Below are 20864 nucleotides of genomic sequence, written 5' to 3' on the forward strand. Positions count from 1 at the left end.
TGAGGGCGCTGCGGCTGGTACAGGCCCCGTTAGCGACGGGGCCTGCCGGGTTGGATCAGAACGCCAGACCGACCTTCACGCCGAACTCGTCACGCTTGAGTTTGGTGTTGTCGGCAACCGGCGAATCTTCGTCGATCTTGTACTCGGTACGGGTGTAGTACACGCCCGCGTTGATCGGCATGTCACCGTTCTGGTTCATCAGCAGCGACACTTCTGCGTACGGGTTGGTACGGTCTTTCATGTCGACGCTGTCACTGCCGAAGTTGTCGACTTTCAGGCGTGCGCGGCCATCGATCGAGCGGCGGACACCCACTTCTGCGCGCAGGGTCGAGGTGTCGAACTGGTGGTTGTAACCCAGTGCAACCTTGGCAAATGGCGATTTAAGGGTCAGCTTTGTGTCGAGATTGTTGATTTCGGGCTCGAAACGGGTCCAGTTGTAACCGCCGCCGACAATCACGTCGACGAAGTTGCGCGCATCCAGCGCGGCGCGCCAGCCAAGGTCGAGATCGGCCTGGGCTTCCTTGAGCTTGTCGTCATTTTTCTTGCTGTATTTGACTTCACCACCGAGCTGGTAAATGAAGCCGGATTCGGCGGTCATCTTGTTGCCATAGTTGGCGAACACGCCACCCTGGGCCAAATGTTCCTTGTCGGACTTGCTACCGCCTTCGAACTCGAACGTGCTGTAGGAACCCAGTAAACCGATGGTGAAGAGAGGGTCGGTGCTTGGGGCGGCCGTCACTGCCAGTGGTGCGCTGAACAGCGCTAGGGCACAGGTGTGACGCAGCAGTTTTGCAGTAAGCATTAGCGAGTGTCTCCATGACGTTGATAAAAATATTGAGCGAGCGATTAGGTATAGCACTCCTGAAAAAGTTCAAAAACACAAACCAGAAAGCCAAACCCCGAGGTCGGAAGTCGGGGCGATGCCTGTCTTATACTTGAAACATTTTGTCGCGTAGAAACATTACTGAAATATTTCATTCTTATTATCAGGGGAGGATTTTCTCAAGGTATCTGTCTCATGCGCCGAGCTGTATTCAATCTGAAAGGGGGCGTTGGGAAATCCAGCATTGCCTGCAATCTAGCCGCTGTGAGTGCTGCTGAAGGCTATCGCACACTTCTGGTGGATCTCGATCATCAGGCTAACGCCACCCAGTATCTGACGGGGCTGGCAGGTGATGATATCCCTGTGGGGATCGCTGATTTTTTCAAGCAAACCCTCTCCAGCGGCCCGGCCAGCAAAAAGAATCGAGTCGCCATCACTGAAACGCACTATGACAACCTGCATCTGGTCACCGCGAACAGTGAGCTTGCTGAGCTCCAGTCAAAACTCGAGTCGAAATTCAAGGTCAACAAACTGCGCCGCTTGTTGGTGGAGCTTTCGCAGGATTACGAGCGTATTTATATCGATACGCCGCCGACCCTCAACTTCTATTCATACAGTGCACTGATCGCCGCCGACCGGGTGTTGATTCCTTTCGATTGCGACAAATTTTCCCGGCAGGCGCTCTACAGCGTCATCGCTCAAGTGGCCGAGCTTCAGGCGGACCATAATGAGTCGCTGGTCGTCGAGGGCGTGGTGGTCAACCAGTTCGTAGGGCGCGCCAGCTTGCACCGGATGCTTATTGACGAATTGATCGCCGAGGGCATGCCTGTGTTGCCCAACTACTTGAGCAGCACCATCAAAATGCGTGAATCCCATGAGGCGTCCGTGCCTATGATTCATCTGGCGCCGCGGCATAAACTGTCACTGGAATATGTAAGCCTTTTTTCAGCGTTGGAGCGGGCGGGTTAACCCAAGAGCAAGGTTGATACTGTCCCGGATGAGCAACTATGCAGATACGCAAACTGACCCACGATGACCTGCCTCGCGTCAGCGCCCTGTGCCTGGACGCGTTCATGTTGGCAGTTGCGCCTTCGTTGTCGGCACAGGGTGTTGAAACCTTCGCCAGGGTGGCCGCAGTGCAGGCGTTTTCCGACCGCATGGAGGGCGACAACCTGATGCTTGTCTGTGTCGCTGATGGAGCGATAGCGGGGCTGATCGAGCTGAAGGAAGGACGCCACGTGGCGATGCTGTTTGTCGCGCCGGGATGGCAGCGTCGGGGCATCGGCATGCGCCTGATGAGCGCGGCACTGGAGCAGGCCAGAGGTGAAGCCGTGACCGTCAGTGCATCGCTGTCTTCGGTAACCGCCTACGAAAGCTACGGATTCAGCCTCGCAGGGGACGTGGGGGAGTTCGCCGGGCTGGTCTATCAGCCGATGGAGAAGCGCCTGCCCGCAACGAAAAGCGCTAACTGACCTTGTGTCACTCAGACCCAACTCACGCCGTGAATGAGTGACACGTAGCGAGCCTCTGTTATACGGCGCTGACCGCTAGGGTTTTTTGCCGACGATACAGAATCGTTGTCGCGGTAAATCCGCACACTGCCGCGAACATCAGCCAGTACGCAGGCGAAGCTTTATCCCCGGTGGCCTGGACAAGCAGAGTCGAGATTGCCGGGGTGAAGCCGCCAAATACCGCGGTCGCCAGACTGAAGGCCAGGGAGAACCCCACCACACGCACATTTTGCGGCATCACTTCGGTCAGTGCCGCGACCATGGCGCCGTTGTAAATACCGAAGAAGAATGAGAAGTACAGCAGAACGGCAAGCAGTCGTTCGAAGCTGGCGGCTTCTGCCAGCCAGTGCATGGCCGGGTAGGCGGTGAAGATGCACAGTAAGGAAATCGCCAGCAACAGAGGCCGACGACCGATACGGTCAGACAGTGCGCCACCGATAGGCAGCCAGAAGAAGTTGCTGATGCCGACCAGCAGAGTCACCACCAGGCTGTCAGTGGTGCTCAGGTTCAGTACGGTTCTGCCAAACGTAGGGGTGTAAACCGTGATCAGGTAGAACGTGGTTGTGGTCATGGACGCCAGCAAACCGCCTGCCAGCACGGTGCGCCAGTTATCACGCATCGAGCGAAAAACCTCGCGGGTCGTTGGACGATGGTGGCGTGCCGTGAAGGCTTCGGTTTCTTCCAGTGAGCGGCGAATAATGAAAATGAACGGGATGATCACGCAGCCAATGAAGAACGGAATACGCCAGCCCCAGTCGGCGATTTCAGCGGCTTGCATGGTGGCGTTGATGGTGTAGCCCAACGCAGCTGCGACGACGATTGCAACTTGCTGACTGGCGGATTGCCAACTGGTGTAAAAACCGGTGTGACCGGGTGTGGCAATTTCCGCGAGGTACACAGAAACGCCACCCATTTCCGCACCGGCGGAGAAGCCCTGCAGCAGCCTGCCCAACAGCACCAGAATCGGTGCCGCTATGCCAATGCTGGCATAGCCCGGCACCAGGGCGATCAATACGGTACCGGCTGCCATGATCGACAACGTCACGATGAGCCCTTTGCGCCGGCCAACCTTGTCGATGTAAGCCCCCAGCACAATCGCACCCAGCGGACGCATCAGGAAGCCGGAGCCGAACACGGCAAAAGTCATCATGAGCGAGGCGAATTCGCTGGTGGCGGGAAAGAACGTCCGGGAGATGTAGGTCGCATAAAACCCGAACAAGAAGAAGTCGAACTGTTCGAGAAAGTTGCCGCTGGTGACCCGCAAGATGGCGCCCAGTTTGGACCCCTTGGCGCGGGGTGTTGTCGTTGTAGTTTTCATCATGGCTACCGTTGTGCTCACTATTGTTATTGGAATGAGTGACCTGACCGTCAGTCGCTGCCGGCGTTAATCGGGTTGGGTTGACGCTTTTCGATGGCGTGTTTGAGCAGTGCTGCGCTGCGGAAAATTCCATGGGCGAACTTGCTGTAGGGCATGGTCAGGAAAAACGCCATGACCAGTCCGAGATGGATAGCCAGCGTCAAGCCCAGTGCGCTGGTTTCGCGCAACGCCAGGAGCGCCAGGCCGCTTGCGCTGACCAGAAACAGCAGGGCGATGAAGCCCAGGTCCATGGGTTTTTGATTCACGTCGCCGTGGGCCGGATTGCGGCGCAGGTTCAACCAAAGCAGGCCTGCGGGGCCAATCAGCAGGCCTATGCCGCCGGCAATGCCCAGCATCACGGGCAGGCTGGACACCGGATAAGGCGCCGACCACTTCAGCAGATAGTGATAAAGCGTGGCGACACCGGTTGCTGCGAAGCACAGCAGGAAGCCGTAGAAAGTGAGGTGGTGAAACCGGCGGCGCCACAGGGTGAATTTATCGTCGGCGTTGTTGCAGCCTTGGCCATGGCCGCCGTCCAGGTATTTGAGTTGTGCAACGTTGGCCGTCGCCTCCAGCGCCGCAGAGGTTTTTAACGGCAGGGAGGCTGCGGGTGGTGAGATGTTGTGCCAGAAGCGCCTTACACCCAGGGTCAGCGCAAGTACCGCAAAGCCGAACACCGCGCCAAACATCAACGCCAGGGTGTTGTGCGGGAAAATCCCGTAGAAGTTACCTCCAGGAATGGCGGTGAACAGGTTGCCCATGAGCATCAGGGTCAGGCATAGAAAGAGTGCCAGGCCCGCTCCCGACGCCAGTGCCAGTGTCAGACCGTTGCGCTGATACAACTTGCCCATCGCGCGTGGCCACGCGTATTCGGCGTAGGTATCAAGGCGTACCTTGGCCATGGCTTTCGGGACATTGACCTCGAATTCATGGGGGGCAGCGTACTGACAGGCGTGCAGGCATGCGCCGCAGTTATGGCACAGGTTCGCCAGATAATGGATGTCTGCCTGGGTGAACTCCAGGCGGCGTGTCATTGCCGGGAAAACCGCGCAGAAGCCCTCGCAATAACGACAGGCATTACAAATGCTCATCTGCCGCTGGACTTCACTTTCGTCAAGGTTCAGGACCGGGATCAGACCGCCCGACGCCGTGGGATCAAACAGTTGCATGTCGAGACTCCGTGTTCGCAGATAAAGCACCAAAGCCCACCGAGGCAGCCGCTTGTGCACCGGCTATACGGCCGAATGCAGTGCCAATGGCCATGCCTATGCCGGCGGTGTATCCCTTGCCCAGTACATTGCCGGCCATCATTTCTCCGGCCACGAACAGGTTGGGGCTCGCCTTGCCGTTGAAATGCACGGCGGCGGTGTGGTCGGTTGCAAGGCCCAGGTAGGTGAACGTGACACCCGGTTTCAGCGGGTAGGCATAAAAAGGGGGGTTGACCAGCGGCCGGGCCCAATGGGTCTTGGCAGGTGTCAGCCCCTGGGTGTGACAGTCGTCCAGCGCGGTGTGGTCGAAAGTGCCGACGCGACAGGCGTTGTTGTAGTCCTCGACGGTCTTGACGAATTGTTCCTGAGGCAGTTTCAGCTGGCGGGCCAGGTCCTGCAGGGTATTGGCCGTGGTTCCGGGGAAGACGGGCGGCATGAAGCGCCCGATGGCCTGCTGATCGATGATGGAGTACGCCTGCTGACCCGGTTGTCCGGCGACCAGGCGCCCCCAGATCGCATAGCGCTTGGGCCAGAAATCCTCGCCCTCGTCATAGAAGCGTTCGCCCTCGCGATTGACCACCACCCCCAGCGAAACGCAGTCGATGCGTGTGCAGATGCCGCCGTCATACAGGGGCGCGCGGGCATCAATTGCCACCATGTGGGCCTGGGTCGGATCACCGATGACATCGGCGCCGAGATCAAGCATGCGCCGCAGCACAATGCCGGTATTGAATCGGGTCCCGCGGATCAGGAAGTTATCGGACGGCCATTCACCGCGTTCGTTCTGCCCCCACGCTTCGCGGAGCCACTCACGGTTGGACTCAAAACCGCCGCTGGCCAACACGCAGGCCCGGGCTTCAATACGTTCAGCCGCTACAGGCTGGCCATCCACTTCGTGCTCGCCAATGTGGGCGGCGACGAATTTATCGTCGTCCAGCTCAATGTCGGTGACTTGGGCGTTGTAGCGGATTTTTACACCGAGGCGTTCGGCGCTGCGGTAATACGCATTGATCAATGCTTTGCCGCCACCCATGAAAAAAGCATTGGTCCGCGCCACGTGCAGTGCGCCGGACAGGGGGGGCTGAAAATGCACGCCGTGGGAGCGCATCCAGTCGCGGCAGGTGGATGATGCACGGATAGCGATGCGCGCGAGTTTCTCATCCGTAATGCCGCCGGTGACCTTCAACAGATCTTGCCAGTACTCTTCTTCCGGATAGGCATCGATCAGCACGTCCTGAGGCTCGTCGTGCATGCAGCGCAGGTTGCGGGTGTGTTGGGAGTTGCCCCCGCGCCAGATTTTCGCCGAGGCTTCCAGCAGCATCACGCTGGCGCCAGCTTCTCGCGCCATCAGAGCGGCGCACAAGGCTGCGTTACCACCCCCCACGATTAATACATCAATCATTATCGCTCCTCGATTTGCAAGGAAGCGGGAACGAGGTGCTCCTTGCGAGTTGAGGGCACGATAGAGGCGAGGGTGGAGGGCCGAAAGGCTGCTTTTGGCGCGGGGTGTTCAGTTTTTCTAAAGGCTTACCGGTACACGATGCCGCTCAGCTCGAGGTTGAACGGGGAATCAAGGGTCCTGTTCCTCAATCCACGTTGCGCCTGGCCACTGTTTGTCGACCACCAGTTGTCGCGCCACGTCGACGATGACCAACCGGGTTGCCAGCGCGGCTGGGGACAATTCGTCTTCAGCCAGTGTGGCCAGAAGGTTGCGTCGCCCCACATGGGGATCGGAAATTCTGACCAGTGAGAGTCCAGACTCGTCTTTCAATGCGGCGGCGGCGCCCGGTTGTATGGTCGCAGCATGACCGGCCCGGACGGCGTTCATCAGAACGGCAAGACCGTCCACTTCCATGATGACATTGGGTGTTAGCCCGAGCCGCTCGAACGCGTTCACCAAGCCTGAACGCAAGCCGTGCTGTGCACTGGGCATTACCAGCGGCAAGCCACCGAGGTCTGCCAACTGCACGCTGTCACCACACGGAGCCTGGGGCAGAGTGGGGGAGGCAATGACGAACAGCTTTTCGTCCAGAAGGGGTGTCACACTCCAGCGTTTCCCGCCTTCGAGCTGGAACAGAATGGCCAGGTCGATTTGTCTGGCGTTGAGCTGTGCAGCCAGGTGCCCGGATAGCATTTCTACCAGATGCAGCTGTATGTCCGGATACCGGGCACGCATTGCGTTGATCAACGGCAAGGCAAGAACGGTTGCGGTGGTGGGCGGCAGGCCCACGCTCACGTAGCCACTCATTCGCCCGCGATGGGCGGCCATGATGGCGTTTTGCGCTTGGCGCAGTGTCAGTTGGGCGTGGTGTAAAAACCCGAGGCCGGCGCTTGTCGGCGTCACGCCAGTGGTGGTGCGATTCAGAAGGCGGGTGCACAGCTCGCTTTCCAGCTTGGAGATCTGCTGGCTGAGGGCTGACACCCCAACGTCCAGTTCCAGTGCCGCCCGCCCGAGGCTGCCATGCTCGATGATTTTGACGAAATAGCGCAGCTGTCTTAATTCCAATGTCAGAGTCCCGCGAAACAGTTATTTGAATCCTGATCGTTTGCTGGCGCACAGGTCAGATCGAGTCTGGAATCGTGAGCAGCTTTTCGAAATAGACGCGCTTGAATCCGTCTTCAGTGCGTTGCCCAACGTTTACATACCCGAGCTTGGGGTAGATCAGGAGATTGTCGGCCATCATCACATTGGTATAAAGCTGCACGGCCTGCATGCCGCGCTCGCGGCCGGCGCTTTCACAAAAGGCAATGAGCGATTTGCCCACGCCGCGTCCGGTTGCGCTGGGCAGGACGGCCACATTCTCCAGAAGGATATGCTCCTCCCTGGCATGAAACACAACGAACCCTTGAAAGGTGCAGTGCTCATCCGTCGCGACGTAGACAGCGCCAGCTGCAATCTGCGCGGCAAAATCAGCAACCATGGGCGCAGGTTTGCGCCCAATAGCTGGTACATAGCGCGCGTAAGCCTGTTCGGCGCAGTCCCGGATGTTGGGTTCATCGTGTGCTTCAGCTAGCCGGATCATGGCGGTCTCTCTGGTTGCCGGAATCTGATACTTCCCGACGGGCATCTGTGTCGCAACACGTTAGCCTACTTCCAGGGTCGTTATCCTGCCCCATGGCCACCCGCTGGCGGCCATGGAGGTTTTTCGCGGCGTGGCCTTCTCAACCTCGCGGGTCAGAACATCTATCGTCAGACCCGCGATGAGCACTTTCGCCAGGCTGGGAGCGACTGGCGCAGTGAAGCGGCGGGAGAATCAATGTGGCTTGAGGTCGGTCAGATAGCTGGCGATGTCTTCGCCGCGCTGCGCGAACTCTTCGACATCGTTTTCGTATGACGTGACGTCCCTCGGTCGGTACTCATGCAGGCAAAGCACAATGGCCTGCTGAAAGTCATCTGAGCTGATGTGTACGCCAAATTCATCGAATGCGCTTTTTAACGCCAGGTGAAAGCGTTGATCGTCCACTTGATCTCCGCTGTGCCATGTCTCTGCTGAGAGCCAGGGTTTCAACAACGTCTTGAGTTTTTCCGTATCCATGATGCTTTTCCTTCAATTGCCGAAATCGATGGCAAGTCTCTGCACGTTCTTGCGCTGATCACCAAGGTTCTACCGGACTCTGGCGGTTATGCAATAGCACCTGGCCATGGAAATAAAATCCGTGTGACACGTATCGCGCTGGCAAGCCAGGGGAGGGCTCAGCGCCAACCCTGTTTAACCGCTCAAACCTGCGTCGAAGCGAGCAGCCTGTCTGGTGAGGTTTCAGTGTCATTCGATATAGCTCGAAGCGAGGTTTTTATTCCATAAAACAAGTACAAATGAGATTTATAGTACGTTTTAATCTATTCAAATGACTTTGAAATGATTGGAGTATTGGTCTTTGAAAACAACGGCGCTCTTACCTTTCGGCCTCGCTCTGCTCGCGACCTGTGCAACGGCTTTTGCGGGCCCCACCCTGGATCGCGTAACCCAAAAAGGGGAGATGACGGGCGTGCTGATGGAGAGCTATCCGCCATTCTCCTTTCTCAACGATCAGAACCAGCTGGACGGCTTTGACGTTGACGTCGCCAAGGCCGTGGCGCAGCGCCTGGGGGTCAAGCTCAAGCTGGAAACACCGTCCTGGGATGTCATCGCCGCAGGCCGCTGGAGCGGGCGTTACGATATCTGCGTGTGCTCGATGACCCCGAGTAAGGCCCGGGCTGAAGTGTTCGACTTTCCGGTCGAGTATTACCAGTCGCCGGCAGTGATCGTGGTGAACGCTAAGGATAACCACATCGTTGAAGGCAAGGATTTGTCCGGGAAAAAAGTGGGCGTGATCAGCGCGTCCACCTATGAAGCCTATCTGAACAAGGACCTGGTGATTGAAGGCGCCGAAGACAAGCCGTTGAGCTACCCGTTCGAGAATGTCCAGATTGCCCCGTACGACAATGAAACCGTGGCGTTCCAGGACCTGGCCTTGGGCAGCGGGGTGCGTCTGGATGCGATGGTCACCAATCTGATCACGGCCCGTGAGCGGATTGCCCAGGATCCGCGCTTCAAGATCGCTGGCCCCGCGCTGTACGCAGAACCCAACGTGGTGGCGATTGAAAAGGGCGATCCGCAGTGGAGTGCCAAGGTGACTGAAGCCATTGCCGGGCTGAAGGCCGACGGAACCCTGAGCAAGATTTCACAGAAGTGGATCGGTTCCGATATCAGCCAATGACAGCCCACAATCCACACCCCGCCAAGACACATTCACTCGCCAAGACCGAACCCCGTCGCTTGAGCCAGCTGTTTGGCTTTCGCACCCGGCTCTATCTGACGTGGGCGGTGCTGTTCGCTTTGTGCGTCATGTTCTTCATGAGCTTCGACCTGAAGCTGTCGATCATCCTGGATAAGTTGCCGAACCTGATGGGCCTGCACCTGGGCCCCAACGGCTTTCTGCAAGGCGCGGCGCTGACGTTGTTCCTGTGCTTTTGTTCGATCTGGTTGTCCTTGCTGCTCGGTTTTGTGACGGCGCTTGCGCGCCTTTCACGCAGCGCCGTGGCCTTTGGGATCGCGAGCTTCTACGCGTCATTTTTTCGCGGGACGCCGCTGCTGATCCAGATCCTGCTGATCTACCTGGGCCTGCCCCAGATCGGCATTGTTCCGGGGGCAATCAGCGCGGGCATCATTGCGTTGTCGCTCAATTACGGTGCCTACCTCAGCGAGATTTTTCGCGCCGGGATCATGGCCGTGGCCCCCGGGCAACGCCAGGCAGCGATGGCGCTGGGGCTGTCGCCGACGGCGACATTCCTGCACATCATCCTGCCGCAAGCCATGCGCACGATTTTGCCGCCGACCACCAGCCAGTTCATTTCAATGCTCAAGGACTCCTCGCTGATTTCGGTGATGGGCGTGTGGGAAGTGATGTTCCTGGCGCAGTCCTACGGGCGTTCGTCGTATCGCTACATCGAAATGCTCACCACCGCCGCCGTTATCTATTGGTTGATGTCGATCGGGCTCGAACTGGTGCAGAACCGCCTCGAGCGCCACTACGGCAAAGGGTTCATAAGTCAGCGGTAACGCCATCCTCTTAATTATTCTTCTCAGGTATCAAGATGTCCGATCCAAAACCTCTGTTGTTTGCGCTCTACGAGCAAGCGAGTGTTGGCTGTGGTGGCGCGCCAAGCCTGTGGACGCACCCGGCTGACGAGCGATTGAGCATCAATTCGCTCGGCTATTGGTCAAATCTGGCGCGTATTGCCGATCAGGCGCACATGGATATGCTGTTTTTCGGAGATGTTCTGGGCTTCTACGATGTATTTGGCGGCAATGCCGAGGCGGCCATGAAATGGGCCGTGGAAGCGCCGGCAAATGACCCGCTGATGATCATCCCGGCACTGGCTGCGGTAACTGAAAACCTGGCCTTTGGCGTCACGGTGACCACCAGCTACGAGCATCCCTTTACCCATGCCCGGCGCTTCAGCACATTGGACCATCTGACGGATGGCCGGATAGGGTGGAACATCGTCACTTCATACCTGTCCAGTGCTGCCCGAAACTTCGGGCTGGAGCAGATGATCAAGCACGATGATCGCTATGAGCGTGCCGAGGAATTTCTCGATGTGGCCTATAAGCTTTGGGAGGGCAGTTGGGCCGATGATGCCGTGGTTGCCGACAAGACGCGCCAGCTGTATGCCCGTGGTGATCGGGTTCGGCCGATCAACCATGCAGGCGAGCATTATCGGGTGGCGGGTCCGCATTTGACGTCCCCGTCGCCGCAGCGAACGCCTCTGCTGATCCAGGCTGGCTGGTCAGGCCGTGGCCGGGCATTTGCAGCCAAGCACGCCGAGTTGATCTTTGTTGCCAAGTCCGACCCCCATGAGATTCGTCAGGGGCTGGAGGAAATCTGGGCCCAGGCCCAGGCGCTCGGTCGCCCGGCCGAAGATGTGAAGTCGCTGACAGTGCTGCGTATTGTGACCGCCAAAACGGAAATCGATGCTCAGCGCAAATATGACGAGCTGCAAAGCAATTATCACTTGCAGGCGCAACTGGTCAGTTATGCGGGTGATACCGGAATCGACATTAGCCGTTACGCCGACAGTGATGCTCTGTCTACTCACACCGAAGGCATGACGTCCTATGTGATGCGTGCAGATGGGAGTGGCAAGCCCCTGACGGCCGGTGACGTCAAACAGCGCTTTGCCAACGTCACACGTGGCAGTGACCTGATTCTGGTAGGCACCCCGCAACAGGTGGCAGACCGGATCGAAGAACACGCTCGCATCAGCGGTACCAGCGGCTACATGCTCAATCCGCTGATCAGCCCTGGCAGCCTTGAAGACTTTGTGGAGCTGATTATTCCCGAGTTGCAGAAACGTGGCTTGTATCGCACCGAACCTCAGCGCGGTACGTTCCGTTCACGGCTGCGGGCCGACGGCGCCAGTCATTTACCGGCGTCAGCGTATGGAGCTTCGTTCCGTTTTGATCAAGGGCGTTAGGTCAGCCGTTGTTGATTTGCGCGAGCGAAGTCCCTGTGGGAGCGGGCTTGCTCGCGATGCCGACGGTATGGTTTTTCAGGTACGTCGAAGTGATGCCAGCGCATTCAAGCCAGTTCCCTCAGGTTTTGTGAAGCTCACAAAACCTGAGGATCACTTTTTCAGGTGTTCGACACTTCCCCGGCCGGCAGCTGTTCCTTGCTGCGCCAGTGCGGCAGCGAGTTCCAGTAGCGCTCGCCCTTGGCGTCGTCGTACATGCCTTCCCAACGGGAAATTACCAGTACCGCCAGGGCGTTACCGATCACGTTCAGGGCCGTACGGGCCATGTCCATCACACGGTCAACACCGGCGATAAAGGCCAGACCTTCCAGCGGGATACCCACGCTGCCCAGCGTGGCCAGCAGCACCACGAAGGACACGCCCGGCACACCGGCGATGCCTTTGGAGGTGACCATCAGGGTCAATACCAGCAGCAGTTGCTGGCTGAGCGACAGGTCGATGCCATACAGCTGAGCGATAAAGATTGCCGCGATGCTCTGATACAGGGTCGAACCGTCAAGGTTGAACGAGTAGCCGGTCGGTACCACAAAGCTGCAAATCGCTTTCGGTGCGCCGTAGGCTTCCATCTTCTCGATCACGCGCGGCAGCACGGTTTCGGAGCTGGCGGTGGAGTAAGCCAGTACCAGTTCGTCCTTGAAGATGCGCATCAGCTTGATCACGGAGAAGCCGAACAGCTTGGCGATCAGGCCCAGTACCGCAAAGGCGAAGAACAGGATGGCCGCGTAAACCAGCACCACCAGCTTGGCCAGTGGCACCAGGGAGGCGAAGCCGAAGTTGGCGACGGTCACGGCGATCAGGGCAAACACACCGATTGGCGCGTAGTTCATGATCATGTGAGTGACTTTGAACATCGACTCGGACACGCCCTGGAAGGTTTTCACCAGCGGGTCGCGCAGTTCGGCGTTCAGGCTCGACAAACCGAGACCGAAGAGCACCGAGAAGAAGATGATCGGCAGCATCTCACCGCGAGCCATGGCCGCGAAGATGTTGGATGGGATCAGGTTGAGGATGGTCTCGATGAACGCATGTTCATGGGTGACCTCAGCCGCCGTGGCCGCATACTTCGAGATATCGACTGTGCCCAGGGTGCTCATGTCGATCCCGGCACCTGGCTGGAACACGTTGGCCAGCACCAGGCCGACCAAAATCGCGATGGTGGTGACCACCTCGAAGTAAATGATGGTTTTAAAACCGATACGACCGAGCTTCTTCGCATCTCCCACGCCTGCAATCCCGACAACCAGTGAAGAAATCACGATTGGGATTACGATCATCTTGATCAGACGGATAAAGATATCGCCGGCAGGTTGCAGAACGTTACTGATCCACCAGGCCTTTTCAGCACTGAAATGGTTGAGCAGCGCGCCGATTGCAATCCCGAGGACCAGACCAATCAGGATCTGCCAGGCGAGGCTAAGTTTTGCCTTCTTCATATTATTTTTTTTCTACCTTTACTTCAGTTTGATGTAGGTAATTGCCTGAACAGGAACGTTCATTTACCGAAAAATCTGTGTAAATAGCCGGGATAGATCGCTTGGAAGTGGTGCTTGTCGCTCACTGGCAGACCGCTCAGGCGGCGCGACTATTCCAATGCCGGAGGGCGCCGTCTAATGCTGTAAATGCCTACCCTATGCTCAATGTGCATGGCATTAATCAAAAAAACGCATGGTTTAAAGCTGTTCGAATACGCCATTTCGGGAGGCATAAGTGCCGTGCACCGGCCCTTGCAGAAGACGTGACGCGTTTTTTGGCAGGAGAAATGAAGGGCTGGATCCAGGGGGTGTTTGAGCAAGCAACCTCGGTAAAAAGGCGCAATTTATTCTGGTCGGATTTCGACGGGCTGGCGTGCATTCGCCACCTGAAGCCATCAAGGAGAGGGTTTTGCTATCTGGAGGTGCATGAGGAATGGGTGAAGCATCAGGAGCACTTTGAAAAAGCCTGACACTGAGTTGCAAAGTTGTGACTTAAGCGATTCCTGACTTTGTGGGAGCGAGCAAGGTCGCTCCCACACTTGAACAGCATTGCGACATTGAGCCTGGTTTATCGGCGGTGCTTGTTCTTCTTGTTTTTGTTTTTCTTGTGATGCTTGCCACCGGAGTTGTGCTTGCTGCCATCGTCGGCAAGATTGTTGCCTATCGCCCCGCCAGCGGCACCGCCAAGACCCGCGCCGATGGTGGAGCCAGTAGAGCCTCCCAGTCTGTTGCCGATGACCGATCCGCCGGCCGATCCGAGACCGCCACCAATGGCGGCTTCGGTTTTGCTGCCTCGTGGCGCGCCGATAGCACTCCCTGCAGCGCCACCGACCCCGGCACCAACGGCGGCCCCCGTGGACCCCCCCAGCTGTTGGCCCACGATATTACCCAACGCGCCGCCAACACCGCCTCCGACAGCGGCGGTTCCGTCACCGGCAGCCATTGCTCCTTGTGCAAACAAAAGGCCCAGAACTAGCGCAGGTAGTGTCATTCGCATCTTATATACCTCAATGGGCAGTAATCAGTGCACCCGCTACATTAGGGATGCCTGAGAATATAGACGGGGCGATAACCCCCAAGTTCTATGTTGGCAACCACTGTGGCTGATAAAGCTGTAACAAGCTATTGCGGCGACAGGTTCCAGTCTTTGTGGCAGCGTTGCTCTTGAGTGAACAGCAATAGCGCAAGGTGAGGGATTTATGTCAGCCGTATGAAAGCCTCCCTTCACTTGACCTCAAGTGCGGCCTGAATCTGATCAGCATACTTGCTCAGCCGATTGAGCTCTGATTGAAGCTGCCCGGCACTGCTTGAATTTAGAACCTTGGCCTGGATCAAGGTTAAAGCCGCGGCAACAGCCAGTTCTCGTTGGCTCTGCGGGCTTGCGGCGCCAAAGGGGGTATCTCCCCTCAGGCCTTTGAAGTGCTCAGACATACTGTTCTCCTTATTTCTGATCCGCATTTCACTTTTTCCGACAACTTTATCCAGTGTAGAAGGATCGGTGCCCGCGTGAAGTGCTCAGAACCCGGATCCCGGTCCATCCGTCTGCCTGCACCAGGCCGGGGCAGTCGGGTCGGAGTATTGGTGATTTACACAGCGTCAGCAGCGCCAAATATAAATCCTGATTCGCGTCAATTAAATGGCTAATAAGTTTATTTATTACGTGTTTACCAAGATACTAATCCTATTTCGTTCAATTTATTGACGATGCCATTGTGATGGCTTATTTTGGCGCGCTGCGGCTGGTCATGGGTCGTTAACAGTCAGAAAGCAGGAAGCCTTCCTATGAGCCACAAAGACGACATATCAAATCTATTCAGTAGATTTGGCGCGACTTCAGACAGCTATCACGAGTTCGAAACCCCGTTCGACTACCCGTGCGCAGCACCGCAAAAGATGCCGCTGCCTGCCGAGCCAGCGCCTTTGCCTGAAGTTGTGGCTCAAGTAATCGAGAACATGGCGGCCGAGCCGAAAATTGAACAGGCGCCATTCCGGTCGTTACCGTTTTCGGTGGTTACGCCGGGAGCGCAACCCGTCATGCAATCTGCAATGCCAGTCGTTGAGTCATCGCGCCCCCAGCCTGAAGCACCATTGATGACCTCCGGGGACGTTGCAACCCCGTTGCGTAACCTGCTCGCCGAAGTCGCCCTTGCCCGCCAGGCCGAGATGCACGCCCAGGCACAGCTTGGGGCTCGTGTGCCGAAGTGCAAGGCACATATCGTGGCGCTGGTTTCGGCCAAGGGTGGCGTAGGCAAGTCAACTCTGGGCGCCGGGTTGGCCAGCAGCTTGTGTCTGGACGCATGCAAAACCATCGCCATCGATCTTGACCCGCAAAATGCGTTGCACTACCACCTCGGGATTGAATCCGGTGTGACGGGAATGGGCACTACGAGCGAGGATGGCACCACCTGGGCCGACAAACTTCAGCAGGGTTTCGACGGTGCTCAAGTGCTGCCGTACGGCGTATTGAGCGATGACGAACGTTGTGCCCTGGAACGGGACATGAGCCAGGATCGCCATTGGTTGGCCCGGCAGCTGGCTCGCCTGAATCTGGATGAAAACGACGTGGTGATTCTGGACACACCGACCGGCCGTTCGATGTATCTGGAGCAAGCGCTGGATGTGGCTGATCAAGTGATCGTAGTCACCACCGCCGACGCTGCCAGCTTTGTTGCCCTGGATCAGATGGATCGCCTGATGGGCTCCGTCCCCACCCGTCCTGAGTCCCCGGCCTGCAACTACGTGGTCAATCAGTTCGATGCCACCCGCGAGTTTTCGCGGGACATGCTTGAGGTCCTCAAACGTCGTTTGGGCGGGCAGATGCTCGGAGTCGTTGCACTGGATAACACCCTGGGCGAGTCGCTGGCCTATGGTCGTAACCCGCTGGCTTCACCGAACGCATCTGCAGCCTGCCAGGATATGGCATGGCTGGGTAAACAACTCAAGGCCGGGTTTGAGAACGGCTCTGTTACAGCGATGTCCGCTCTGTGATCAAGACCAGCACTGAGCCGCCCGTTGTACAAACCCGTCTGCAACGTTGGGCGCAGTCCGTGGCTGATCGTATTGAACGATGGCCCGTTGTGGCACGCCGCGCGCTGACCATTGGCACGATAGCGTTCTGCACGCTTGTGGGCTTATTGATCGTCACCGCCCCGTTTGATTTCTATGCCCAGTGCATCTTTGCACTCGGTTGCTTTGGTGCGGCGCTGATATTGCGCAGGATCCCTGGCCGGCTGACCATCCTGATCATGATCTGCCTGTCGCTGACTGCTTCGCTGCGCTACATGTACTGGCGTCTGACGGCGACCCTGGACTTCGATGAGTGGATCGACATCGCGTTCGGCTACGGCCTGGTACTGGCCGAGCTTTATGCCTTGGTGGTGCTGATCTTCGGTTACTTGCAGACGGCATGGCCGCTGCGCCGCCAACCGGTATTGCTCAAAAGCCCGCCCAGCGAGTGGCCGGTAGTTGACGTGTTCATCCCGTCCTACAACGAAGCCCTCGATATTGTGAAGTTGACTGTCTTTGCCGCCCAGGCCATGGACTGGCCGCAGGACAAGCTGCGGGTCCACGTGCTCGATGACGGGCGTCGCGAAGACTTTCGCGAGTTCTGCGAGCAGATCAATGTCAACTACATCACCCGTGACAACAACCGACATGCGAAGGCCGGGAATCTCAACGAAGCGTTGCAGATCACCAGCGGTGAGTTCGTGGCCTTTTTCGATGCCGATCACGTGCCGACCCGTTCGTTTTTGCAAGTGAGCATTGGCTGGTTTCTGAAAGACCCGAAGCTGGCGATGCTGCAAACGCCGCACTTTTTCTTTTCCCCGGACCCGTTCGAAAAGAACCTCGATACCTTCCGCTCGGTACCGAACGAAGGCGAGTTGTTCTATGGCCTGGTCCAGGACGGCAATGACCTGTGGAACGCCACATTCTTCTGTGGCTCATGTGCTGTGATCCGGCGCAAGCCGCTGATGGAAATTGGCGGGGTCGCAGTAGAAACCGTGACCGAAGATGCCCACACCGCGCTCAAACTCAATCGCGCCGGCTACAACACGGCGTATCTGGCCATTCCCCAGGCGGCGGGCCTGGCGACGGAAAGTCTGTCGAGCCACATCAGCCAGCGCATTCGCTGGGCCCGGGGCATGGCGCAGATTTTCCGCACCGACAATCCGTTGTTCGGCAAGGGTCTGAACCTGGGGCAGCGCCTGTGCTACCTCAACGCGATGCTGCACTTCTTCTATGGTTTGCCGCGCCTGGTATTTCTGACGGCGCCGCTGGCCTTCCTGTTTTTCGACGCGCAGATTTTCCACGCCGCGGGGTTGATGATCATGGCCTATGCATTGCCCCATATCTTCCATGCCAGCCTGACCAACTCCACCATTCAGGGGCGCTTCCGCCACTCGTTCTGGAACGAGGTCTACGAGACCGTACTGGCCTGGTACATCATGGGGCCGGTGCTGGTGGCGCTGGTCGATCCCAAGCATGGTGGTTTCAACGTGACCGACAAGGGCGGGATCATCGACGAGAAATTCTTCGACTGGAAACTCGCCCGCCCATACATCGTGCTGTTGACCCTCAACCTCGCGGGCATGGCCTACGGGATCGCGCGGCTGGCAATGGGGGAGGAGGGCGCCACAACCACGGTGCTGATCAACCTGATGTGGACGCTCTACAACGTCATCATCACCAGTGCTGCAGTGGCAGTGGCCAGCGAAACCCGACAGGTACGTGCTGAGCCGCGGGTAGCAGCCAAATTGCCTGTGCGCCTGACCTGTGCCGATGGCCGTGTGATAGAGGGTGTAACCCAGGACTTTTCGCAAAAAGGCATGGGTTTGATTTTGCCGGAAGGCGTCAGCTTGCCTCAGGGTGAGCAGGTACAGATTTCCCTGTTTCGCAATCAACACTCGAGTGTGTTCCCGGCAGTGGTCGTGTTCAGTCGCGGCGAGTTGGCGGGCGTGCAGTTTGATGCCCTGACCTTGCGTCAGCAGAGTGACTTGGTACGCCTTACATTCTCCCGCGCCGACACCTGGGCTTCGACCTGGGGCAGCGGGCAGGTCGATACCCCGCTTGTCGCCTTGCGTGAGGTCGGTCGTATCGGCCTGCGCGGTATCCACGAACTTTTCAAAGCCTCGGCCATGGAAGTGCGCAGCTTGCTGCGCCGTCGCCGCGTCACCCCTTCCACGCTAGACAATGTCCTGGACAAGTGATGAATTCAACGTCTTCAGCCTTCGCCGCCTTGCGCGATCTGCGCCGCGCGCTGGCCCGCCTGACGTGCGCCTTGCTGGCTTTCAGCGCTGGCGCTGCCAGTGCCCAAACCCTGTCTGCGGCCACGGCGCCCGGAGCGAAAAGCTACACCGTTACCCTCAAGCAATTGGGCCGCAATTATCCGATGAACCTGCGTGGAGTGGAGGCGACAGACAGCGTCAGCTTCGATGTGCGGGCCGACTCGATCGTCACCGGCGCCAGGCTGAACCTGCAGTACTCCTACTCCCCGGCGCTGCTGGCGGAGCTGTCGCAAATCAACGTGCTGGTCAACGATGAAGTGGCCGCAAGCCTGCCATTGCCCAAGGACAAGGCCGGGCAACTGCAGCAACAGGTTGTAGAGATCCCGGCTCATCTGATTACCGAGTTCAACCGCCTGAGCCTGCAATTTATCGGGCACTACACCATGAGCTGCGAGGACCCCCAGCACTCCAGCCTGTGGGCCAAGATCAGCAATGCTTCGGAGTTGGGCATCGACGTATCGCCGCTGGCCTTGCCTGACGACCTGTCGATTATCCCGCTGCCGTTTTTTGATCGTCGCGATGCCCGTCCCCTGGACTTGCCGTTCGTGTTCGCCGCTGCGCCCGACAATGCCACGCTGGAAGCCGCCGGAGCCCTGTCGTCGTGGTTGGGTGCCCAGGCCAGCTATCGTGGTGCGCGGTTCTCATCGGGTTACAACCGGATTCCGGCCAGCGGCAATGCCGTGGTGCTGGTCAGTGGCCCGGATGCCCTTCAGATCGACAGCCTGAGCCTGCCGCCCGCCAAGGGCCCGACCCTGACCGTAATGACCAACCCCAATGACGCCAATGGCAAGTTGCTGGTCGTCAGCGGTCGCGACGGAGCTGAGCTCAAGCGCGCTGCAACGGCGTTGGTGCTGGGCAATCAGGCCTTGTCGGGCAATAGCGTTGTCATCGACCGCCTGGATGTGGTGCAGCCACGCAAACCCTATGACGCACCGAACTGGTTGCCCAGTGATCGCCCGGTAAAACTGGGTGAGTTGTTGCCAGCCAAGGAACTGGCGGTGTCCGGCTACAACCCGGGCGACATTACCGTACCGCTCAACTTTGCCCCGGACCTGTTTACCTGGCGCGAAGGCGGTGCGCCGTTGAACCTCAAGTACCGTTACACGCCTCAAGAGAAGTCCAACAACTCATCGTTCATCATCAGTTTCAACGATGCGCTGATTCAGTCGCAGAACCTGCCGTCCCAGGACAAGCTTCCGAGCGGCGTACTCAGCGCGCTGAAGTCCGACGACAGCCTTGGCCGCGAAACCACCGTGATGCTGGCGTTGAACTCGACTGCCCTGCAGTCACGGCTGCAGCTGCGATACATGTTCGATTACATCAAGCAGGGGGAATGTAACGACATCATCATCGACAACATGCGTGGGGCCATTGACCCCGAGTCGACCATCGATGTGAGCGGCTACGACCACTTTATCGCCATGCCCAACCTTGGCGTGTTCAAGGATGCCGGATTCCCGTTCACCCGCCTGGCCGACTTGTCGCAAACAGCCGTGGTGTTGCCGGATAACGCAGGCACCGCGGACCTGGATGCCTACCTGACTGTACTTGGTCGTTTCGGCAGCTCCACGGGTTACCCGGCCACCGGCGTACAGGTGATCCAGGCCGCGCAGGTTGGGAGCGCTGCGGACAAGGACTTGCTGGTGCTGGCATCCGGTGCCAATCAGCCGTTGCTGACGCAATGGGCTGATCGTCTGCCCGCTGCCGATGGCGAAGGACTGCAGAGTTTTCATCTGTCCGACCTGCCAATGCGGGTACGTGACTGGTTCAGCCCCGACCCTGAAGCCAATCTGCGCAGAACCCGGCTGGCGATGGCATTTTCCGGTGGTGCGCGCAGTACCTACCTCACCGGATTCGAGTCACCGCTCAAAAACGGTCGCAGCGTCGTGGTGATCGCCAGTGGTCAGCCCCAGGGCCTGGCCGACGCGACCAATGCCCTGATCGGTGGTGAGGATTACACCCAGTCGATCCAGGGCAGCCTGGTGGTGGTACGCGGTAAAAATATCGAGCCACTGGTTGCGGACGAGCAGTACTACGTCGGTAGCCTGGGCCCGATCAAATACCTGCAATGGCTGATGTCGCGCCACGTGGTACTGGCGCTGATACTGACCGGCCTGGGTGTGATCCTGCTCAGCGGTCTGGCCTATCTGGCATTGCGCGCGCGTGCCAACAAGCGTCTGGGCGGCTGACAGG

The 20864-nt window shown here is 58.2% G+C and carries 19 protein-coding genes; 9 read left to right on the top strand and 10 right to left on the bottom strand.

Translation table 11 applies throughout. The features are described from left to right. Nucleotides 1-55: 55 nt before the first annotated feature. Nucleotides 56-802 (bottom strand): outer membrane beta-barrel protein, encoded by a 747-nt coding sequence (locus VSQ83_RS08450; protein WP_133077240.1) that lies wholly within the window; start codon nt 800-802, stop codon nt 56-58. Nucleotides 803-1018: 216 nt separating this feature from the next. Between VSQ83_RS08450 and VSQ83_RS08455 the strand changes: the two genes are divergently transcribed. Both VSQ83_RS08455 and VSQ83_RS08460 read left to right on the top strand, forming a co-directional pair. Next, the gene (locus VSQ83_RS08455) at nt 1019-1792 is read left to right on the top strand and encodes a ParA family protein (RefSeq protein ID WP_133077241.1); all 774 of its coding nucleotides are present in this window, start codon (nt 1019-1021) and stop codon (nt 1790-1792) included. Between the two features lie 38 nt (nt 1793-1830). Continuing rightward, complete coding sequence (locus VSQ83_RS08460) at nt 1831-2295, top strand: GNAT family N-acetyltransferase (RefSeq protein ID WP_326426012.1); 465 nt, start codon at nt 1831-1833, stop codon at nt 2293-2295. Nucleotides 2296-2353: 58 nt separating this feature from the next. Here VSQ83_RS08460 and VSQ83_RS08465 read toward each other — a convergent pair whose 3' ends face one another. From VSQ83_RS08465 to VSQ83_RS08490, 6 genes are all read right to left on the bottom strand, one after another. Further along, nucleotides 2354-3655 (bottom strand): MFS transporter, encoded by a 1302-nt coding sequence (locus VSQ83_RS08465; RefSeq protein ID WP_133077243.1) that lies wholly within the window; start codon nt 3653-3655, stop codon nt 2354-2356. A 47-nt stretch (nt 3656-3702) separates the two neighbouring features. Then, on the bottom strand, nt 3703-4860 hold the full coding sequence (tcuB, locus tag VSQ83_RS08470; protein WP_219261475.1) for a tricarballylate utilization 4Fe-4S protein TcuB: 1158 nt from the start codon (nt 4858-4860) through the stop codon (nt 3703-3705). Next, nucleotides 4847-6301: an FAD-dependent tricarballylate dehydrogenase TcuA gene (tcuA, locus tag VSQ83_RS08475; protein WP_326426014.1), complete on the bottom strand. Its 1455-nt coding sequence runs from the start codon at nt 6299-6301 to the stop codon at nt 4847-4849. The genes tcuB and tcuA overlap by 14 nt, the downstream gene beginning before the upstream one ends. Before the next feature lie 168 nt (nt 6302-6469). Further along, nucleotides 6470-7405, bottom strand: a complete 936-nt coding sequence (locus tag VSQ83_RS08480; protein WP_326426016.1) for a LysR family transcriptional regulator — start codon at nt 7403-7405, stop codon at nt 6470-6472. A gap of 55 nt (nt 7406-7460) precedes the next feature. Continuing rightward, nucleotides 7461-7922: a GNAT family N-acetyltransferase gene (locus tag VSQ83_RS08485; RefSeq protein WP_326426018.1), complete on the bottom strand. Its 462-nt coding sequence runs from the start codon at nt 7920-7922 to the stop codon at nt 7461-7463. A 231-nt stretch (nt 7923-8153) separates the two neighbouring features. Continuing rightward, nucleotides 8154-8435 (bottom strand): hypothetical protein, encoded by a 282-nt coding sequence (locus VSQ83_RS08490; RefSeq protein WP_133077248.1) that lies wholly within the window; start codon nt 8433-8435, stop codon nt 8154-8156. 340 nt (nt 8436-8775) lie between these two features. Here VSQ83_RS08490 and VSQ83_RS08495 point away from each other — a divergent pair, with 340 nt between their 5' ends. The 3 genes from VSQ83_RS08495 to VSQ83_RS08505 are packed head-to-tail and all read left to right on the top strand — an operon-like array spanning nt 8776 to nt 11857. Then, complete coding sequence (locus tag VSQ83_RS08495) at nt 8776-9597, top strand: ABC transporter substrate-binding protein (protein WP_442800226.1); 822 nt, start codon at nt 8776-8778, stop codon at nt 9595-9597. After that, a complete protein-coding gene (locus tag VSQ83_RS08500; protein WP_326398230.1) occupies nt 9594-10439 on the top strand; it encodes an amino acid ABC transporter permease in 846 nt (281 codons plus the stop codon). The genes VSQ83_RS08495 and VSQ83_RS08500 overlap by 4 nt, the downstream gene beginning before the upstream one ends. A 35-nt stretch (nt 10440-10474) precedes the next feature. Further along, entirely contained in the window at nt 10475-11857 is a 1383-nt protein-coding gene (locus tag VSQ83_RS08505) for an LLM class flavin-dependent oxidoreductase (protein ID WP_133078182.1), read from the top strand. 158 nt (nt 11858-12015) lie between these two features. On the opposite strand, the gene gltP is transcribed toward VSQ83_RS08505, so the two are convergent. Then, nucleotides 12016-13347 (bottom strand): glutamate/aspartate:proton symporter GltP, encoded by a 1332-nt coding sequence (gene gltP / locus VSQ83_RS08510; RefSeq protein WP_133078183.1) that lies wholly within the window; start codon nt 13345-13347, stop codon nt 12016-12018. Between the two features lie 101 nt (nt 13348-13448). Here gltP and VSQ83_RS08515 point away from each other — a divergent pair, with 101 nt between their 5' ends. Further along, entirely contained in the window at nt 13449-13856 is a 408-nt protein-coding gene (locus VSQ83_RS08515) for a hypothetical protein (protein ID WP_326426020.1), read from the top strand. A gap of 98 nt (nt 13857-13954) precedes the next feature. Here VSQ83_RS08515 and VSQ83_RS08520 read toward each other — a convergent pair whose 3' ends face one another. Both VSQ83_RS08520 and VSQ83_RS08525 read right to left on the bottom strand, forming a co-directional pair. Beyond that, nucleotides 13955-14383: a glycine zipper domain-containing protein gene (locus tag VSQ83_RS08520; protein ID WP_133078184.1), complete on the bottom strand. Its 429-nt coding sequence runs from the start codon at nt 14381-14383 to the stop codon at nt 13955-13957. A gap of 227 nt (nt 14384-14610) precedes the next feature. Further along, on the bottom strand, nt 14611-14817 hold the full coding sequence (locus VSQ83_RS08525) for a hypothetical protein (RefSeq protein WP_219261274.1): 207 nt from the start codon (nt 14815-14817) through the stop codon (nt 14611-14613). 351 nt (nt 14818-15168) lie between these two features. On the opposite strand from VSQ83_RS08525, the gene bcsQ reads away from it, so the two are divergent. The 3 genes from bcsQ to bcsB are packed head-to-tail and all read left to right on the top strand — an operon-like array spanning nt 15169 to nt 20860. Further along, nucleotides 15169-16374, top strand: coding sequence for a cellulose biosynthesis protein BcsQ (gene bcsQ / locus VSQ83_RS08530; RefSeq protein ID WP_326426024.1), 1206 nt, complete (start codon nt 15169-15171; stop codon nt 16372-16374). After that, nucleotides 16371-18593, top strand: coding sequence for a UDP-forming cellulose synthase catalytic subunit (bcsA, locus tag VSQ83_RS08535; RefSeq protein ID WP_374105690.1), 2223 nt, complete (start codon nt 16371-16373; stop codon nt 18591-18593). Before bcsQ ends, bcsA begins: the two co-directional genes overlap by 4 nt. Continuing rightward, on the top strand, nt 18593-20860 hold the full coding sequence (bcsB, locus tag VSQ83_RS08540) for a cellulose biosynthesis cyclic di-GMP-binding regulatory protein BcsB (RefSeq protein ID WP_133078187.1): 2268 nt from the start codon (nt 18593-18595) through the stop codon (nt 20858-20860). The genes bcsA and bcsB overlap by 1 nt, the downstream gene beginning before the upstream one ends. Nucleotides 20861-20864 lie beyond the last annotated feature (4 nt).

Source organism: Pseudomonas sp. DSV-1, from assembly GCF_035830915.1.
Taxonomy (GTDB): Bacteria; Pseudomonadota; Gammaproteobacteria; order Pseudomonadales; family Pseudomonadaceae; genus Aquipseudomonas.